General features: G+C 44.7%; 17 protein-coding genes and 2 tRNA genes. 17 read left to right on the top strand and 2 right to left on the bottom strand.

Features of this window, described 5'->3' with window-relative positions; genetic code table 11:
• Positions 1-74 precede the first annotated feature (74 nt).
• The gene (locus tag B853_RS12010) at positions 75-1,094 is read right to left on the bottom strand and encodes a porin (RefSeq protein ID WP_038883875.1); all 1,020 of its coding nucleotides are present in this window, start codon (positions 1,092-1,094) and stop codon (positions 75-77) included.
• A 536-nt stretch (positions 1,095-1,630) separates the two neighbouring features.
• Here B853_RS12010 and greA point away from each other — a divergent pair.
• A complete protein-coding gene (gene greA / locus B853_RS12005) occupies positions 1,631-2,104 on the top strand; it encodes a transcription elongation factor GreA (protein WP_010450086.1) in 474 nt (157 codons plus the stop codon).
• A 66-nt stretch (positions 2,105-2,170) separates the two neighbouring features.
• Here greA and yhbY read toward each other — a convergent pair whose 3' ends face one another.
• On the bottom strand, positions 2,171-2,467 hold the full coding sequence (gene yhbY / locus B853_RS12000; protein WP_010450084.1) for a ribosome assembly RNA-binding protein YhbY: 297 nt from the start codon (positions 2,465-2,467) through the stop codon (positions 2,171-2,173).
• Between the two features lie 138 nt (positions 2,468-2,605).
• On the opposite strand from yhbY, the gene rlmE reads away from it, so the two are divergent.
• The 16 genes from rlmE to B853_RS11915 all read left to right on the top strand — a co-directional run bounded on the left by rlmE (position 2,606) and on the right by B853_RS11915 (position 19,243).
• Positions 2,606-3,235, top strand: coding sequence for a 23S rRNA (uridine(2552)-2'-O)-methyltransferase RlmE (gene rlmE, locus B853_RS11995; RefSeq protein ID WP_010450082.1), 630 nt, complete (start codon positions 2,606-2,608; stop codon positions 3,233-3,235).
• A gap of 108 nt (positions 3,236-3,343) precedes the next feature.
• Positions 3,344-5,323: an ATP-dependent zinc metalloprotease FtsH gene (gene ftsH / locus B853_RS11990; RefSeq protein ID WP_038883874.1), complete on the top strand. Its 1,980-nt coding sequence runs from the start codon at positions 3,344-3,346 to the stop codon at positions 5,321-5,323.
• Between the two features lie 69 nt (positions 5,324-5,392).
• The gene (gene folP, locus B853_RS11985) at positions 5,393-6,223 is read left to right on the top strand and encodes a dihydropteroate synthase (RefSeq protein ID WP_038883898.1); all 831 of its coding nucleotides are present in this window, start codon (positions 5,393-5,395) and stop codon (positions 6,221-6,223) included.
• Positions 6,224-6,242: 19 nt separating this feature from the next.
• Complete coding sequence (gene glmM / locus B853_RS11980; protein ID WP_010450075.1) at positions 6,243-7,583, top strand: phosphoglucosamine mutase; 1,341 nt, start codon at positions 6,243-6,245, stop codon at positions 7,581-7,583.
• Positions 7,584-7,806: 223 nt separating this feature from the next.
• Positions 7,807-8,148, top strand: a complete 342-nt coding sequence (secG, locus tag B853_RS11970) for a preprotein translocase subunit SecG (RefSeq protein WP_010450072.1) — start codon at positions 7,807-7,809, stop codon at positions 8,146-8,148.
• A gap of 17 nt (positions 8,149-8,165) precedes the next feature.
• A tRNA-Leu gene (locus B853_RS11965) sits at positions 8,166-8,249 on the top strand.
• A 56-nt stretch (positions 8,250-8,305) separates the two neighbouring features.
• Positions 8,306-8,382, top strand: a tRNA-Met gene (locus B853_RS11960).
• A 228-nt stretch (positions 8,383-8,610) separates the two neighbouring features.
• The gene (gene rimP, locus B853_RS11955; protein ID WP_038883871.1) at positions 8,611-9,066 is read left to right on the top strand and encodes a ribosome maturation factor RimP; all 456 of its coding nucleotides are present in this window, start codon (positions 8,611-8,613) and stop codon (positions 9,064-9,066) included.
• Positions 9,067-9,102: 36 nt separating this feature from the next.
• Positions 9,103-10,590: a transcription termination factor NusA gene (gene nusA / locus B853_RS11950; RefSeq protein WP_038883870.1), complete on the top strand. Its 1,488-nt coding sequence runs from the start codon at positions 9,103-9,105 to the stop codon at positions 10,588-10,590.
• A 21-nt stretch (positions 10,591-10,611) separates the two neighbouring features.
• Entirely contained in the window at positions 10,612-13,296 is a 2,685-nt protein-coding gene (gene infB / locus B853_RS11945; RefSeq protein ID WP_038883867.1) for a translation initiation factor IF-2, read from the top strand.
• Between the two features lie 110 nt (positions 13,297-13,406).
• Positions 13,407-13,814 carry a 30S ribosome-binding factor RbfA gene (rbfA, locus tag B853_RS11940; protein ID WP_005449148.1) on the top strand — a complete coding sequence of 136 codons (408 nt, stop codon included), beginning with the start codon at positions 13,407-13,409 and terminating at the stop codon, positions 13,812-13,814.
• On the top strand, positions 13,814-14,758 hold the full coding sequence (gene truB / locus B853_RS11935) for a tRNA pseudouridine(55) synthase TruB (RefSeq protein WP_010450060.1): 945 nt from the start codon (positions 13,814-13,816) through the stop codon (positions 14,756-14,758). Before rbfA ends, truB begins: the two co-directional genes overlap by 1 nt.
• Positions 14,759-14,908: 150 nt before the next feature.
• Positions 14,909-15,178, top strand: a complete 270-nt coding sequence (gene rpsO / locus B853_RS11930; RefSeq protein ID WP_010450057.1) for a 30S ribosomal protein S15 — start codon at positions 14,909-14,911, stop codon at positions 15,176-15,178.
• 322 nt (positions 15,179-15,500) lie between these two features.
• Complete coding sequence (gene pnp / locus B853_RS11925) at positions 15,501-17,633, top strand: polyribonucleotide nucleotidyltransferase (protein ID WP_038883865.1); 2,133 nt, start codon at positions 15,501-15,503, stop codon at positions 17,631-17,633.
• Positions 17,634-17,813: 180 nt separating this feature from the next.
• Entirely contained in the window at positions 17,814-18,731 is a 918-nt protein-coding gene (gene nlpI, locus B853_RS11920) for a lipoprotein NlpI (RefSeq protein WP_038883862.1), read from the top strand.
• A gap of 98 nt (positions 18,732-18,829) precedes the next feature.
• Positions 18,830-19,243, top strand: coding sequence for a MarR family winged helix-turn-helix transcriptional regulator (locus B853_RS11915; RefSeq protein ID WP_010450050.1), 414 nt, complete (start codon positions 18,830-18,832; stop codon positions 19,241-19,243).
• Positions 19,244-19,298: the final 55 nt, after the last annotated feature.

Below are 19,298 nucleotides of genomic sequence, written 5' to 3'. Positions count from 1 at the left end.
ACTGAATTTGTGTGAATATCTGAATACAAAAATGCCCGCAATGTGCGGGCATTTCTTCAAGTCTAAAGACTCAATTAGAAGTCGTAGCGTAGACCTAGAGCTAGCTCGTCTTCAGCATCGATCTTAGTTGCAACTGTTTTGCTAGTGTCAGTTGAACCAAACTTGTCACCTGCGTCAATCAGGTTGAAGTTGTAAGATACGTAACCACGGAAGTTAGGCTTGAAGTAGTAAGACGCATCAATAGCGAAGTTGTTTGCAGAAGTTTCATTGTTTGTTTCTGCGTTGTTGTACGTAGAAGTAAACACTGTTTGACCTAGAGTGTAAGCACCCGCTAGCTCGTAACCAGTGTAATCAACTGTGTTACGGTTGTTTAGGTCTTCCATTTTCTCGCCGTCAGTGAATACACCTGCGAAGTAAAGATCAGACATTGTGTAAGATGCAGCTAGCATGTACTCGTTAGCTTTATCTTGATCTGCGTAACCAGCACCTAGCTCAAGACCTGTGTCTGCGAAAGCGTAGATTGCAGATAGAGAGTAACCGTCTTCACCGTTGTCTGTGTACTCAGTACCAGCAGTGTTTTCGATACGGTCAGCGAAACGGTAGCTTGCTTTAACAGCTAGGTTTTCGAATTGACCTTTGTAAGCAAGCATGTTGTCTGCACGGTCTGCTACAGCTAGCTTGTCTGCTGCTGAGTTACCAGCGTATGCCATGATATCTGTGAAGTCAGTGATAACGCCTAGTGCACCGTCGTTTTTACCGTAAGTCACTTCACCGAATGCGCCACCTAGACCAGCGTATGCGTAACGAGTAGTTAGATCGCTGCTGTTGTTGTCTACTTTACCTTCATCAGAAGTAGTGAATTCGCCTTCCCAGAAACCAACGCCGTATAGGTTGTCGTTGATCGCTTGTGTACCAAGGAAGTTTAGACGGATGCGAGATTTGTCTGCTACATCGCCATCTTTCATAGATAGACGTGCTTCAGCGCGGCCGCCCATTTCTAGAGAAGTGCCGTCTTGGTTGTAAAGTTCAGCTGCGTTAACGCCAGTTGCCATAGCTGCTGCAGATACAGAAAGAGCAATTAGAGTCTTTTTCATCTTATTTGTCCTAGTTAGCTGTCCATAATCATTGTTTTATGGGGGAGAGGTAATCTCTCACAAGTTACTGTTATGCGTATAGTTTCATTTGTGAGAAAACTTCACTTTCGAAAACACTATGACGTAATAACTTGCCGGACATGTTTTACTGCTAAAGTTTCATTATGAGTTAGTAAAATGATATAAATTGAACTGATGAACACTGTTCGATTGTCGGTTTTTATAATTTAAGTTGTTGTATTTTATTGGATATGTCGTAGTTTTCTTGGTTCTGACATTGATTTGTTTTTATCTTTTTTGATGTTTTTGTGTGTGGCTAGCTAGTTGTTTTTCAATAATTTGAGATGTGTCTCGAAACTAAGTTTGCTGCATTTAAGTGCATTACATCACGTTATTTCGACGGTTTTTAAATTAGGGTGATTTCACCCTAGAGTTTGTTTAAACTAGAAGAAATGCATCAATTAACTCACTACCTAATCTTTTAGATTGGGTAGGTTTTTTTTGTCCAAAGAACCCTTTGGCCTTGAGGTTATATAATGGAAAAAGTTCCAATGACACTGCGTGGTGAACAACTCCTGCGCACAGAACTAGATCGTCTACTTAAGCTTCGCCCTCAAATATCTGAAGCGATCGCAGAGGCTCGTGAACTAGGTGATTTAAAGGAAAATGCGGAGTATCACGCAGCACGCGAAGAGCAAGGCATCTGTGAAGCGCAGATTCGTGATATTGAGTACAAGCTGTCTGTTGCTCAAGTGATTGATGTAACGAAAATGGATAACACTGGTAAGGTTATCTTTGGTTCGACAGTTACCCTGATCGATTGTGATACAGAAGATGAGAAAACTTACCAAATCGTTGGTGATGACGAAGCGGATATCAAAGCGGGTCGTATTTCTATTAGTTCACCGATTGCCCGCGGCTTGATCGGTAAGATGGAAGGTGACGAAGTCGTGATTCAGACCCCTGGCGGTGCTAAAGACTTTGAAATCGACAGCGTAGAGTACGTCTAATACTGTTGCTTAAATACAAAAAAGGTCGCATTAAGCGACCTTTTTTTCTGAAGCTAAGAACTGAAATTACTTGCGTGGAATTTCGATCTTACGTTCTTCAGATTGACGGTATAGGACAAGTGTTTTACCAATAACTTGTACTTTTTCTGCGCCAGTTTCACGCACAATAGCATCAATGATTAGCTGCTTTGTTTCACGGTCTTCTGATGCAACTTTAATCTTGATCAGTTCGTGGTGGTTCAGAGCGATTTCAATTTCTGCTAGCACGGCTTCTGTAAGTCCATTTGCGCCCATTAGCACAACAGGTTTTAAACTGTGAGCCAGGCCTTTTAGGTGCTGCTTTTGTTTGGTGCTTAGGTTCATTACGCGGCCAATTTTCTTTAAAATAAGGGTTGAAAAAAGCTATTTTAACGCCATCTATTGCTGAAGACTATAATTTATTGAGTAATAGGTTGAGCCTATTAGAACAATAGCTCCTAATTACGCCTTGTTGGGATTAAAATGAGTAAACAAAAACATTCGGCTAGTTCTGGTCGTTGGTTGAAAGAACACTTTGATGATAAGTATGCAAATGAAGCTCGTAAGAAAGGCTACCGTTCACGTGCTTACTTCAAGATAGACGAGATCCAAACAAAAGATAAATTGTTGAAACCTGGGATGACTGTTGTCGATTTAGGCGCGGCTCCAGGCGGATGGTCTCAATATGCTGCTAAGATAATAGGTGAAGAAGGTCAAATCATCGCGTGTGACTTGCTACCTATGGATCCAATCGCTGGTGTAAGCTTCCTGCAAGGAGACTTTAGAGATGAGGCGGTCTTAGATGCTTTATTAGAACGAATCCAACCTTCGATGGTTGACGTAGTAATGTCTGATATGGCGCCTAATATTGCTGGTAACAACTCTGTAGATCAGCCGAGAGCTATGTATTTAGTTGAATTGGCTTTAGATATGTGTCGACAAGTTCTAGCACCTAATGGTAGCTTTGTCGTAAAGGTTTTCCAGGGTGAAGGCTTCGATCAATTTGTGAAAGAAGTCCGAGACATGTTTAAAGTCGTAAAAATCAGAAAACCAGACTCATCGCGAGCTCGCTCACGAGAGGTCTTTGTTGTAGCCACTGGTTACAAAGGTTAACTATTTCGCTCGTTTAGAGCATGGTTAACACTATAGCTACAGCTTATAAACTGTAGTACCCTACCTTTAATTACAATTAGTTATCGAGAGGCTGACACCTTGAGTGACATGGCAAAAAATTTAATTCTGTGGCTTGTTATCGCTGTCGTGTTGATGTCGGTATTCCAGAGCTTTGGCCCTGGAGAGAGCAATGGCAGAACCGTGGATTACACCACGTTTGTACAGGAAGTTGGCCAAGGCCAGATTCAAGAAGCAACTTTTAAAGACGGTGAAATTAGTTTCGTTCGTCGTGGCGGTGGTGCCAAAATGGTCACTTACATGCCAGTGTATGATCAGAAGCTTCTAGATGACCTAATTAACCAAAACGTGAAAGTGCAAGGTACGCCTCCTGAAGAGCAAAGCCTACTTGGCACGATTTTCATTTCTTGGTTCCCAATGATCTTACTGATTGGTGTATGGATTTTCTTCATGCGTCAAATGCAAGGCGGCGGCGGTAAAGGCGCTATGTCTTTCGGTAAGAGTAAAGCTCGCATGATGAGCGAAGAACAAATCAAGACAACTTTTGCGGATGTTGCAGGTTGTGACGAAGCAAAAGAAGACGTAAAAGAACTGGTGGACTATCTACGTGATCCAAGCCGCTTCCAGAAATTGGGCGGTAAGATTCCGACGGGTGTTCTAATGGTTGGTCCTCCTGGTACTGGTAAAACGCTATTAGCGAAAGCCATTGCAGGTGAAGCAAAAGTACCATTCTTTACTATCTCTGGTTCTGACTTCGTAGAAATGTTCGTTGGTGTTGGTGCATCTCGTGTGCGTGACATGTTTGAACAAGCGAAGAAAGCAGCACCTTGTATCATCTTCATCGATGAGATCGATGCGGTTGGTCGTCAACGTGGTGCAGGTGTTGGTGGTGGTCACGATGAACGTGAACAAACACTAAACCAAATGCTTGTAGAGATGGATGGTTTTGAAGGTAACGAGGGTATCATTGTTATCGCTGCGACTAACCGTCCTGACGTACTTGACCCTGCGCTATTGCGTCCTGGCCGTTTTGACCGTCAAGTGGTTGTTGGTCTTCCAGACGTACGTGGGCGTGAGCAGATCCTAAAAGTTCACATGCGTAAAGTGCCTCTAGCGGGTGACGTAGAGCCTTCTCTAATCGCACGTGGTACTCCAGGCTTCTCTGGTGCTGACCTAGCAAACTTAGTTAACGAAGCGGCTCTATTCGCTGCACGCGGTAACAAGCGCAACGTTTCTATGGTTGAGTTTGAACTGGCAAAAGACAAGATCATGATGGGTGCAGAGCGCCGATCAATGGTGATGTCTGAAGAAGTGAAAGAATCAACAGCATACCACGAAGCGGGTCACGCAATTGTTGGTCGCTTGGTTCCTGAACACGATCCAGTGTACAAAGTGTCAATCATTCCACGTGGTCGTGCGTTGGGTGTGACGATGTACCTACCAGAGCAAGACCGCGTGAGCATGTCTCGCCAACACCTAGAATCTATGGTTTCTAGCTTGTACGGTGGCCGTCTAGCGGAAGAGCTTATCTACGGTGCTGACAAAGTATCGACAGGTGCTTCTAACGATATCGAACGTGCAACAGACATTGCGCGTAAAATGGTAACGCAATGGGGCTTCTCTGAAAAACTTGGTCCGCTACTTTACGCGGAAGAAGAAGGTGAAGTGTTCCTAGGTCGTAGTGTGACTCAGACTAAACACATGTCTGATGACACGGCAAAACTTATTGATGATGAAGTTCGTAAGATCATCGACCGTAACTATGACCGTGCGAAGAAAATCTTGGAAGACAACATGGACATCATGCATGCGATGAAAGATGCGCTAATGAAGTATGAGACCATTGATGCTGGCCAGATTGAAGACTTGATGGAGCGTAAGACTGAGATTCGTGAACCTGCTGGTTGGGGTGATAAGCCTGCAAGCAAACCAGAAGACAACGATAAGCCTCAGGCTAAACCTGAAGCAAAAGCTGAAGAGAAGTCGGAAGAGTCTACAAAACCAGTAGAGCAACCGTCATCTCAAGAAGCGACTTCAAGCGAAGCGCCAGAAAAGAAAGACTCTGAATAAAGAGTAGCCTTTGATAATAAACCCCGAGTTAAGCTCGGGGTTTTTGTATATGTTGTGATTATTAAAGCTATGATTATTAAAGCAAACAACAAATCTCTCGACCTTTCTCGTCCGCATGTTATGGCGATTCTCAATGTCACTCCTGACTCATTTTCTGATGGTGGTAAGTTCAACTCACTTGAACTTGCACTTGCTCAAGCTGAGAGAATGATTGCTGCTGGTGTCAGCATCATCGATATCGGTGGAGAATCGACTCGCCCTGGAGCCCCGGATGTTTCACTAGAAGAAGAATTACAGCGTGTTGTCCCCGTGATCAAAGCGATCCGTGAAAAACATGATGTTTGGATTTCTATTGACACTAGTAAAGCTGAGGTTATGCATCAAGCCATTGAGGCCGGGGCAGACTTAATTAACGACGTGCGCGCACTTCAAGAGCCAGGGGCGTTAGAAGTGGCAGCGAAAGCAAACTTGCCAATTTGCTTGATGCACATGAAAGGCCAACCACGTACGATGCAGGCCAATCCTCAATACGATGATCTGATGGAAGATGTCGCGGCATTTCTCCAAGAGCGTATTGCAGCTTGTGAAGCGGTCGGTATTGATAAGTCACAACTTATTCTCGACCCAGGTTTTGGCTTTGGCAAAACAATTGAACACAATTATCATATGCTTGCTCATCTCGAGAAGTTTCACGAATTTGGTCTGCCAATTTTGGCTGGCATTTCACGTAAATCGATGATCTTTAAGCTGTTGGATAAACCCGCAGCTGAATGCACCAACGCTAGCGTGGTTTGTGCGACCATTGCGGCGATGAAAGGTGCTCAGATTATCCGAGTTCATGACTTCGAAGAAACCATTGAAGCAATGAAAGTTGTTGAGATGACGAAAAACAATATCTAAAAGAATTAAGGAACGTTATATGTCTGATAAAAGACGTTACTTTGGTACCGATGGTGTGCGTGGAAAAGTGGGTCAATACCCAATTACACCTGACTTTGTACTCAAGCTTGGCTGGGCGGCTGGTCGTGTATTAGCGAAACAAGGCACTAAAAAAGTTATTATTGGTAAAGATACGCGTATTTCTGGCTACATGCTTGAGTCTGCGTTAGAAGCGGGTCTTGCTGCGGCTGGTCTGAAAGCGACCTTTACCGGTCCAATGCCAACACCGGCAGTTGCTTATCTGACGCAAACCTTCCGAGCGGAAGCGGGTATCGTTATTTCAGCGTCACACAACCCATACTACGATAACGGCATCAAGTTTTTCTCATCTGAAGGTACTAAGCTTCCGGATGATATCGAATTGGCTATCGAAGCAGAGCTAGATAAAGACATCGAATGTGTGGAATCTGCCGAGCTTGGTAAAGCAACTCGCCTAAATGATGCAGCAGGTCGTTATATTGAATTTTGTAAGAGCACTTTCCCATCAGAGCTTAGTCTTGCCAATGTGAAGATCGTAGTTGACTGTGCACACGGCGCAACTTACCACATTGCTCCTAACGTATTCAAAGAGCTAGGTGCAGATGTTGTTGCAATGGGTGTGGAACCAAATGGTACTAACATCAATGATGAAGTCGGTGCGACAGACGTCCGTGCATTACAAAAACGTGTTGTAGAAGAGCAAGCTCATCTTGGCCTTGCGTTCGATGGTGATGGCGACCGAATCATCATGGTTGACCATTTAGGTAACAAGGTCGACGGTGACCAGATTGCTTATATCATCGCACGTGATGCGTTACGCCGAGGTGAACTAAAAGGCGGTGTGGTTGGTACACTAATGACCAACCTAGGCATGGAAAATGGTCTGAAGCAATTAGGTATTCCATTCGTGCGTGCAGCAGTCGGTGACCGTTATGTTATGGAGCGCTTGCTAGAAAAAGGGTGGAAGATCGGTGCAGAAAACTCTGGTCACGTGATTTTGCTGGACAAGGTTACGACCGGAGATGCTATCGTAGCTGCACTACAGGTGCTTGCTTCTATTGTTGGCAGTGAGATGTCACTACATGATTTGTCTCAAGGTATGACCTTGTACCCTCAAGTGCTAGAAAATGTACGTTTTGAAGGTGATAGCAATCCCCTCGAGGCTAGTGCCGTGCTTGATGCAGTGGCTGAAGTAGAATCTGAACTAGGTGAAAAAGGCCGTGTTCTTCTGCGTAAGTCAGGCACAGAGCCTTTACTAAGGGTGATGGTTGAAGGTGAAGATGCTGACTTAGTTCAGAGTTCTGCGTTAAAGATCGCTCAAGCAATCAAAGATAACTGTTAAGTTTTCTTAGGTTAATGTGGTGAATTAAGAGTAAGTTTTGCCCTTTTTTTGACCGCTTGGGCTTTTGCCATTGTTTTTTTGGCAATTTCCCCTTGTCAGCGTTGCTGGCTTTCGCTAGTATTGCTCGGCCTCCAGTCAGGAGGTCGCTAGCCTTGTTCGTAATGCTCATTGTTTGAACTTATGAACGGCGCTGGCTCAACAATTTGGAACATAGGTGGAAAAAATGTTTTCAGTTCTACTTGTGATTTACCTGTTGGCAGCGCTTGGTGTGATTGGCCTTGTGTTGATTCAACAAGGTAAAGGCGCAGATATGGGAGCCTCGTTCGGTGCTGGTGCTTCAAACACAGTGTTTGGTGCAAGTGGCTCAGGTAATTTCCTAACCCGAACAACTGCTATTTTAGCAACAGTATTCTTTATCGTTAGCTTGCTACTTGGTCGTATGTCTACACATAAGACAGAATCTCAATGGGTTGATCCAACACTAGGTCAACAACAAGTTGTAGAGCAAGTTAATGATGCAGCGAGTGAAGTTCCAGCACCAACTGGTGATGAAATTCCTCAATAAGCTGTAAGGTTTGTGTAGCCGAGATGGTGAAATTGGTAGACACGCTAGCATGAGGTGCTAGTGCCTTTGGTGTGAGGGTTCGAGTCCCTCTCTCGGCACCATAAATTTACAAACTTGTAAATCACTTGTTTGGCGGTATAATGCTCAGCAAGTCGGACGCGGGGTGGAGCAGCTTGGTAGCTCGTCGGGCTCATAACCCGAAGGTCGTCGGTTCAAATCCGGCCCCCGCAACCAATCTCTTCTTTCGTTGGAAAGAATGACTCGATTGGCAAGTTTGCACAGTGCTAACCACACTGTGAGTTAAGAAAAGCACTTTTCGCTATTCTTAACGTATCAGGGTCCAGCAGCATAAAACCCCGACTTTTCGGGGTTTTTTGTTATCTGAGTTTTTATAATTACTCAGATACTGCTTGGTTTTTTGATTGGGCTCTGAGCCCTTTTTTTGTTTCTGGAGTGGTTAAAATGACTGGTTTAGAAAGACAACTTACTGAAATGCTTGAAGCTCCAGTAGAGGCAACAGGCTACGAGTTAGTTGGATTAGAATTTATTCGTGCGGGTGCGCACTCAACGTTACGTATCTACATCGACCATGAAAATGGTATTAACGTAGATGCCTGTGCAGAAGTTAGCCATCAGGTAAGTGCGGTATTAGACGTTGAAGATCCAATTTCTGTTGCTTACAGCCTAGAAGTTTCTTCTCCAGGCTTAGAAAGACCACTTTTCAAAGCAGCACATTACGAGCAATTTATTGGTCACGAGGTCAGCATCGTATTGAAAATGGCTGTTGCAAACCGCCGCAAGTGGACAGGTATTATCCACAGCGTAGACGGTGAAACAATAGCAGTTACTTGTGAGGGGCAACAAGAAGAGTTTGCTCTAAGTAACATTTCAAAAGCTAACCTGATCCCTAAATTTTAGTTCCCTAAAAAATTTGAAGCTTAGAGGCTAAATACAATGAGTAAAGAAATTTTAGCGGTAGCAGAAGCGGTATCGAACGAAAAAGCGGTACCTCGTGAGCGTATCTTTGAAGCTCTTGAGATTGCTCTAGCGACTTCTACAAAGAAGAAATACGAAATCGAAATTGATGTACGTGTAGCTATCGACCGTAAAACGGGTGAGTTTGAAACATTCCGCCGTTGGTTGATCGTAGAAGACGTTGAAAACCCAACAAAAGAAATCTCACTCGAAGCAGCACAGTATGAAGATCCAGAGCTTCAGCTAGGTGATTTCGTAGAAGACGATATCCCTTCTGTTACATTCGATCGAATTACAACGCAAACTGCAAAGCAAGTTATCGTGCAAAAAGTACGTGAAGCAGAGCGCGCACAGATCGTAGAACAGTTCATTGACAACGAAGGTGATCTTATCACTGGTGCTGTTAAGAAAGTAAACCGTGAGACGATCGTTCTTGACCTAGGTAACAACGCAGAAGCGGTAATCCTTCGTGATGACCAACTTCCTCGTGAAAACTTCCGTCCAGGTGACCGTGTTCGTGGCCTTCTTTACAAAGTTGCTCCAGAAGCTCGTGGTTTCCAACTTTTCATTACACGTTCTAAGCCAGAAATGTTGGCTGAATTGTTCCGTGTAGAAGTGCCAGAAATCGCTGAAGAAATCATCGAACTTAAAGGTGCTGCACGTGACCCAGGTTCTCGCGCTAAGATCGCTGTTAAAACAAACGACAAACGTATCGACCCTGTAGGTGCGTGTGTTGGTATGCGTGGTGCACGTGTACAAGCAGTATCTGGTGAGCTTGGTGGTGAGCGTATTGATATCGTTCTTTGGGACGATAACCCAGCTCAATTCGTAATCAACGCAATGGCACCAGCTGATGTTGCTTCTATCATTGTTGATGAAGATGCACACTCAATGGACATTGCTGTTGAGGCAGACAACCTAGCACAAGCTATCGGTCGTAACGGTCAAAACGTACGTCTAGCATCTCAACTGACTGGTTGGGAACTAAACGTAATGACAGTGGCGGACCTTCAGAAGAAGCATGCTGAAGAGTCTCAAGCATCTATCGAAAACTTCATGAAGTACCTAGACATTGAAGAAGACTTCGCTCAACTGCTTGTTGAAGAGGGTTTCTCAACGCTAGAAGAAGTTGCGTACGTTCCAGTTAACGAACTACTAGAAGTTGACGGCCTGAACGAAGAGCTTGTAGAAGAACTTCGTAGCCGTGCGAAAGACGCACTAACGACAATCGCTCTAGCGCAAGAAGAGTCATTTGAAGGTCTAGAGCCTGCTGAAGATCTACTAGGTCTTGAAGGTCTAGAGCGCGAAATGGCGTTCAAACTAGCAGCGAAAGGCGTGGCAACACTAGAAGACTTAGCTGACCAAGGTATCGATGATTTAGAAGGTATTGATGGCCTAACAGAAGAGCGTGCAGGTGAGCTTATTATGGCTGCGCGTAACATCTGTTGGTTCGGCGAAGAAGCATAATATCAGCAAGGAGGAAGCGGCATGACACAATTAACAGTTAAAGCACTGAGTGAAGAGATTGGTACTCCAGTCGACCGCTTAATGGAACAACTTGCTGACGCAGGCATGAACAAAGCGAGTTCTGACCATGTCTCGGATGAGGAGAAGCAGAAGCTTCTCTCTCACCTGAAGAAAGAGCACGGCGATACGTCGGGCGAATCTGAACCTACTAGACTGACGCTTCAACGTAAGACTCGTAGCACATTAAGTGTTGCAGCAGGTGGCGGCAAAAGTAAGGATGTTCAAGTAGAAGTGCGTAAGAAGCGCACATATGTGAAGCGCAGCACTATCGAAGACGACGCAAAACGTGAGGCTGAGGAAGCAGCAAAACGTGAAGCTGAAGAGCTTGCGAAGCGTGAGGCTGAAGAACAAGTCAAACGTGAAGCTGCAGAGAAAGCACAGCGCGAAGCCGAAGAAAAAGCAAAACGTGAAGCGGATGCAAAACGTGAAGCTGAAGAAAAGGCAAAACGCGCACAAGCTGAAAAGGCTAAGAAAGAAATGAATGCAAAAAATGCGGATGTTAATACGCAAGCGAAGAAAGAAGCTGACGAGCTAAAGCGTCGTCAGGAAGAAGAAGCCCAACGTAAAGCTGAGCAAGAAGCGGCTAAGCTTGTTGAAGAAGCTCGTAAACTTGCAGAAGAGAACGAAGCTCGTTGGTCGGAAGAAGAGTCTAAGAAGAAAGAACTTGAAAACTCTGATTACCATGTAACCACTTCTACATACGCTCGTGAAGCTGAAGATGCAGCTGATCGCAAAGAAGAAGGTGGTGCTCGCCGTAAGAAGAAGAAGCCTGCTAGAGACGATCAATCACGTGGTGGTCGTAACCAACGTGGTGGTAAGGGCCGTAACAAAGGCAAACTTGCTAAGCCAACTTCTATGCAGCACGGTTTCGACAAGTCTGCGACTGTAGCGAAACAAGACGTAGTGATTGGTGAGACAATCGTTCTTTCTGAACTTGCTAACAAGATGTCGGTTAAAGCGACAGAAGTTATCAAAGTAATGATGAAGATGGGCGCTATGGCGACTATCAACCAAGTGATCGACCAAGAAACAGCACAACTTGTTGCTGAAGAAATGGGTCACAAGGTAGTTCTTCGTAAAGAGAACGAACTGGAAGAAGCAGTACTATCTGACCGCGATACAAACGCAGAAGCAGTACCACGTGCTCCAGTTGTAACTATCATGGGTCACGTTGACCACGGTAAAACGTCAACACTTGACTACATTCGTCGTACACACGTTGCTTCAGGTGAAGCGGGTGGTATTACACAGCACATCGGTGCTTACCACGTTGAAACTGACAACGGCATGATCACGTTCCTTGATACTCCTGGACACGCAGCGTTTACTGCAATGCGTGCTCGCGGTGCTCAAGCGACAGATATCGTAGTTCTAGTAGTAGCTGCAGACGATGGCGTAATGCCACAAACAGTTGAAGCGATCCAGCACGCGAAAGCGGCAGGCGTTCCACTAATCGTTGCTGTGAACAAGATCGATAAAGAAGACGCGAACCCAGACAACGTTAAGAATGAGCTAGCTCAATACGACGTAATCCCTGAGGAATGGGGCGGTGAGAACATGTTCGTTCACATCTCTGCTAAACAGGGTACAAACATCGACGGTCTTCTAGAAGCAATCCTTCTTCAGTCTGAAGTTCTAGAACTTACAGCTGTAGCAGAAGGTATGGCGTCTGGTGTTGTTGTTGAATCTCGCCTAGATAAAGGTCGTGGTCCAGTAGCAACAGTACTAGTTCAATCTGGTACGCTAAACAAAGGCGACATCGTTCTTTGTGGTCAAGAATACGGCCGCGTTCGTGCGATGCGTGACGAACTAGGTAAAGAAATCACAGTAGCTGGTCCATCTATCCCTGTAGAGATCCTAGGTCTTTCAGGCGTACCTTCTTCAGGTGATGAAGCAACAGTAGTACGTGACGAGCGTAAAGCACGTGAAGTAGCGAACTACCGTGCTGGTAAGTTCCGTGAAGTGAAACTTGCTCGTCAGCAGAAATCTAAACTAGAGAACATGTTCTCTAACATGACTGCTGGTGAAGTTGCTGAACTAAACGTAGTTCTTAAAGCAGACGTACAAGGTTCTGTGGAAGCAATTGCTGACTCACTACTGAAACTGTCAACTGACGAAGTGAAAGTAAACATCGTTGGTTCTGGTGTTGGTGGTATTACAGAAACTGATGCAGTTCTTGCAGAAGCTTCTAACGCAATCATCCTTGGCTTTAACGTACGTGCTGATGCATCTGCTCGTCGTGCGATTGAAGCTGCAAGCGTTGATCTACGTTACTACTCAATCATTTACCAATTGATTGACGAAGTTAAACAAGCAATGGGCGGTATGCTTGCTCCAGAATTCAAGCAAGAGATCATTGGTCTTGCTGAAGTACGTGACGTATTTAAGTCACCTAAACTGGGCGCAATCGCTGGTTGTATGGTTACTGAAGGTCTGATTAAGCGTAGCAACCCAATCCGCGTACTACGCGATAACGTTGTTATCTACGAAGGTGAACTAGAGTCACTACGTCGCTTTAAAGATGACGTTCAAGAAGTTAAGAATGGTTACGAGTGTGGTATCGGCGTTAAGAACTACAACGACGTTCGCGTAGGCGACCAGATCGAAGTATTCGAAATCGTTGAAATCAAACGTACTCTAGACTAATTGACTAAAATTACTAACCGTCTGAAAGACAAATAGTAATTGGTTGTTGAATACACCATGGGGGGCTGGCTTGACCATCCCCCCCATTCTTTCTATTTAAGAGAATGAATATGTCAAAAGAATTTAGCCGCACGCAGCGCGTATCACAGCAGCTGCAAAAAGAACTTGCGATGATCCTTCAACGTGAAGTTCGTGACTCTCGCCTAGGCATGGTTACGATTTCAGATGTAGAAGTGTCACGCGACCTTGCTTACGCAAAAGTATTCGTTACTTTCCTATGTGTGGGTGAGCAAACACCAGAGTCATGCCTTGCGGCACTACGTGAACACGAAGTGCACATCCGTATGATGCTAGGCAAGCGTATTCGCCTACGTTTGACTCCTGAAATCCGTTTCTACTACGACAACACGCTAGTAGAAGGTATGCGCATGTCGAACCTAGTTTCTGAAGTGGTTAGCGAAGATAAACGCAAGCAACAAGATTCAGGTCGCGAAGAAGATCAGGCAGGGGAAGAGTAATGGCTCGTCGTCGTAAAGGTCGTCCAATTAATGGCGTTATCTTGTTGGATAAACCAACAGGTATTTCTTCCAATGATGCACTGCAAAAAGTAAAACGTATCTACTTTGCTGAGAAAGCGGGTCATACCGGTGCATTGGACCCACTAGCGACGGGCATGTTGCCAATCTGCTTAGGCGAAGCAACCAAGTTCTCTCAGTTCTTGTTGGATTCAGACAAGCGCTACCGCGTAATCGCAAAGCTTGGTGAGCGTACTGATACGTCTGACTCTGATGGCGAAGTGGTAGAGACGCGTCCTATTGACGTGAATCTAGAGAAGCTAGAAGCGTGCATTGATACGTTCCGTGGTGAATCAGACCAAGTACCTTCAATGTTCTCAGCATTGAAATACCAAGGTAAGCCGCTGTACGAGTACGCTCGTAAAGGCATTGAAGTACCGCGTGAATCTCGTAAGATCACGGTATATGAGATCGTGCTTCACCGCTTTGAAGGTGACGAAGTTGAGATGGAAGTGCATTGCTCGAAAGGCACTTACATTCGTACTATCGTTGATGACCTAGGTGAAATGCTTGGTTGTGGCGCACACGTGACAATGCTTCGTCGTACTGGTGTTGCTAAATACCCGTACGAAAAAATGGTGACGCTAGAGCAACTTAATGAGCTGCTAGAGCAAGCGCATCGTGACGAAGTAGCGCCTAAAGAGTTGCTTGATCCACTGTTGTTGCCAATGGATACCGCAGTAGAAGACTTGCCAGAGGTAAATCTCAACGCTGAGCTGACTAACCTAGTACAGCACGGCATGCCAGTCCAAGTGTTTGGGGCTCCGGAAGGCACACCAATTCGCATGACCTCCGGTGAAGACAAGCTCTTTATTGGTGTTGCAGAAGTGAACGACGATGGAAAAGTAGCACCAAAACGTTTGGTGGTGTTCCGCGACGAAGCATAGGCTTGTCTGTGAATTGAAAATACCGGCGAAATCGCCGGTATTTTTATATTGCGCGTATAAGGAAACTTCCCTATAATTCGCGCTTCGCGTAGCGGCTGAATCAGAGATTGGCTGCTACAACTTTAAACCTACTCTTATTAGGAGAGAATTATGTCTCTGAATGCAGAAACTAAAGCAGCAATCGTTGCAGAATACGCACAAGGCGAAGGCGACACTGGTTCACCAGAAGTTCAAGTAGCTCTACTTACAGCTTCTATCAACCACCTACAAGGTCACTTCAAAGCGCACAAAGGCGATCACCACAGCCGTCGTGGTCTTCTACGTATGGTTTCTCGCCGTCGTAAGCTTCTTGACTACCTGAAAGGTAAAAACCTTTCTCGTTACCAAGATCTAATCAAGCGTCTAGGCCTACGTCGCTAATCAGCGGCTGCATAGAACAGTTTGTCGAAAAAGGGGCTTTTAGCCCCTTTTTTGTTGCCCGCTACTTAATTTAATTGCTATAGCTTAGCCAAATCCTATTTAAGTCGTTATACTACGCACGGTAAAATTCCACGATCGGAGTTTTATATCCAAAGTAGCTCATTGCATTACAGTCACAACGTCGACCAAAAGGTCGCGACTATTAAAAGTGAACTGAATACCTAATCAGTTTGTTTTTACTAGTCGCGATTCGTAATGCCTTGGGTATCAATCAATACTCTCTGAGCAAATCACTCGATGCGCTTGGAAACAAGGAATAACAATGTTCGAAAAACCAGTTGTTAAAACGTTCCAGTACGGTAACCACACAGTTACTCTAGAAACTGGCGTTATTGCACGTCAAGCTACTGCAGCAGTTATGGTTACTATGGACGATACATCAGTATTCGTATCTGTAGTTGGTAAAAAAGAAGCGGTAGAAGGTCAAGACTTCTTCCCTCTAACAGTTAACTACCAAGAGCGTACTTACGCTGCAGGTAAAATCCCTGGTGGCTTCTTCAAGCGTGAAGGTCGTCCATCTGAAGGTGAAACACTGACTGCTCGTCTAATCGACCGTCCAATTCGCCCTCTATTCCCGGATGCATTCAAAAACGAAGTTCAGGTTATCGCGACAGTTATGTCTGTAAACCCTGACGTTCAACCAGACATCGTAACAATGATCGGTACTTCTGCTGCTCTTGCTATCTCTGGTATTCCGTTCAACGGTCCTATCGGCGCAGCACGTGTTGGTCATGTTGATGGTCAACTAGTACTGAACCCAAGCAACACTGAACTAGAGACGTCTAAACTAGACCTAGTTGTTGCTGGTACTGAAGGCGCTGTTCTTATGGTTGAGTCTGAAGCAGACAACCTAACAGAAGAAGAGATGCTTTCTGCAGTTGTATTCGGTCACGATCAACAGCAAGCAGTTATCTCTGCAATCAACGAATTCGCAGCTGAAGTAGCAACTCCAGCTTGGGATTGGGTTGCTCCTGCTGAGAACACAGCGCTTGTAACTAAGATCGCTGAACTTGCAGAAACTAAGCTTGTTGAAGCTTACCAAATCACTGAGAAGATGGCTCGTTACGACCGTATTCACACGATTGCTGCTGAAGTAAACGAAGTGCTGCTTGCTGAAGATCCAGAAGCAAACACAAAAGAAATCCACACTATCTTCCACGATCTAGAGAAGACAGTTGTTCGTCGTAGCATCATCGCTGGTAACCCACGTATCGATGGTCGTGAAAAAGACATGGTTCGTGCGCTTGACGTACGTACTGGCGTTCTTCCACGTACTCACGGTTCTTCACTATTCACTCGTGGTGAAACTCAGGCAATCGTAACTGCGACACTAGGTACGCAGCGCGATGCTCAAATCATCGACGAGCTAACAGGTGAGCGTAAAGATCACTTCCTACTACACTACAACTTCCCTCCATACTGTGTAGGCGAAACTGGTTTTGTAGGTTCTCCTAAGCGTCGTGAAATCGGCCACGGTAAACTAGCTAAGCGTGGTATTGCTGCAGTAATGCCATCTGTAGATGAGTTCCCATACACAGTACGTGTAGTATCAGAAATCACAGAATCTAACGGTTCTTCTTCAATGGCTTCTGTATGTGGTACTTCTCTAGCACTTATGGATGCTGGTGTTCCAATTAAAGCTTCTGTTGCGGGTATCGCAATGGGTCTAGTTAAAGAAGGCGACGACTTCGTTGTTCTTTCTGACATCCTTGGTGACGAAGACCACCTAGGTGACATGGACTTTAAAGTAGCAGGTACTAACGACGGTATCACTGCACTTCAGATGGATATCAAGATCGAAGGTATCACTAAAGAGATCATGCAAATTGCTCTTAACCAAGCGCAAGGTGCACGTAAGCACATCCTATCTGTAATGGATGAAGCTATCTCTGGTGCTCGTGAAGATATCTCTGAGTTCGCTCCGCGTATTCACACAATGAAGATCAGCGCAGAGAAGATCAAAGACGTTATCGGTAAAGGTGGTGCAGTTATCCGTGCTCTAACTGAAGAGACAGGTACAACTATCGAAATCGAAGACGACGGTACAATTAAGATTGCTGCAACTGAAGGTACAGCTGCGAAAGAAGCAATCCGTCGTATCGAAGAGATCACTGCAGAAGTTGAAGTGGGTCGTATCTACACAGGTAAAGTTGCTCGCCTAGCTGACTTCGGTGCATTCGTTACTATTCTTCCTGGTAAAGATGGTCTAGTACACATCTCTCAAATTGCTGAAAAGCGTGTTGAGAAAGTGTCTGATTACCTAACTGAAGGTCAAGAAGTTCAAGTTAAAGTTCTTGAAATCGACCGCCAAGGTCGTGTACGTCTAAGCATGAAAGAAGCGGTAGAAAAGCCAGCTGAAGAAGCTGCTGAAGCACCTGCTGCTAAAGACGAGTAATACTGATTTGGGCTTTGGTCTTTTATTAGATTAACGGCCTGAAAACGTGCTATAAAAGGGGAGCATTTTCGCTCCCCTTTTTTTAACTTGCTATTTTTAATTGTATTTGATGGGCAGAAATATCCTATAGTGCATTAATACATCGTGAGTTAAAGGCGGTCCAAACAGGAGTATCAATTAGTGAAATGGTTTCAAACCGCAAGTTTATGTATCGCAATTGCATTGACGGGGTGCGCTAGCACTTCTCAACAAACCTCTCAGCAGTGGGTATATCCACCGATGGCTGTGCCATTGCAGCCTAGCGTACAGCAAGAGGTTCAGATCGCACGGCTATCTCAGTTATTACAACGACCAGATCTTAGTGATGAAGTGCGAGCTAAAATGCATTATGAGCGCGGGAGTTACTACGATAGCGTTGGTTTGAGAGATCTCGCTCGCCTTGATTTTAATCAGTCACTACAGCTAAATCCTGCTCAGCCAGATATATTCAATCTGCTTGGCGTTTACTTTACTCAGCTAGGTGAGTTCGACGCGGCTTATGAAGCATTTGATTCAACATTAGAGCTTGCGCCAGAGAACTCTTATGCGGAACGTAACCGTGCGATTGCTTTGTACTATGGTGGTCGAATTGATCTTGCTATGGAAGATATGACAAAGCACTACGAAGAGAACCCTAAAGATCCTTTTCGAGCATTGTGGTTATACATTATTGAAGCAGAGCAAAATCCAGAGTTAGCGAAGGCAAACCTACAGCAAAGATATCAACGCGATATTAGCGAAGAGTGGGGTTGGGTTTTAGTCGCCATTATGCTGAGAGATGTGCCTGATGACGCAGCACTGAAAGCTATCATGGAAGGGACGCGGGAGAATCACCGCCTAGCAGAGCGTTTAACGGAAACTTATTTCTATCTCGGCAAACGTTATCAACTAGAGGGTGATGTAGCAGATGCTATATCGCTATATAAATTAGCGATTTCGTTCAATGTCTATGAGTATGTGGAACACCGCTATTCATTTGTTGAGCTGACTCAGATTTACGAAAAGCTACAGCAAGAACGTTTAGCAAAAATTAAAGCAGAAAGTACTCAGCAACAATAGTTTTTTAGCCGCTCAACTAGAGCGGCTTTTTTGTACTTGAAGAAATTAGGCTGCTTCACTAAAATAGTTAGCCTTGCTAACTAAATAGGCAAATTACTGTGGCATTAGAAAAAAGCCTGATTGATTTAGAGCGTTTTTGCGCTAAAGCGTGGCGTGTTTATGCCAAGGAAGATCCGCTTTCACATTTGAGCTTTAATGAGTTCGATTACTTACGAGTGATTCAGCTTCATCCAGAAGGTGTGCGTATTACTGACTTGGCTGAAGAGCTGCAAGTCACCAAACCTTCAGCTTCAAATATGGTGGTTCGTTTGGAGAAAAAGGGATTGGTTAGACGCATCGCTTGTAACGAAGATGCGCGTTCAAAGCGTGTTTTGCTAACGGAAGAAGTGATCGCAGAAATGTCCCTTGAACAGGTGGTATATAAGGATATTTCTGAACAACTGATGCGTAAACTTGATAAGCAAGAAGCACAGCAATTGAAAGCGCTACTGGATAAAGCGCTCGGAAACTAAACATACATTTTATTCTTTTATCTATTTAGTTAGCCTTGCTAACTATTGGTGGTAG

This window comes from Vibrio rotiferianus CAIM 577 = LMG 21460, from assembly GCF_002741985.1.
Taxonomy (GTDB): Bacteria; Pseudomonadota; Gammaproteobacteria; order Enterobacterales; family Vibrionaceae; genus Vibrio; species Vibrio rotiferianus.
Note: the sequence above shows the minus strand (reverse complement) of the source record. Positions and strands in the feature narration are given on the sequence as shown.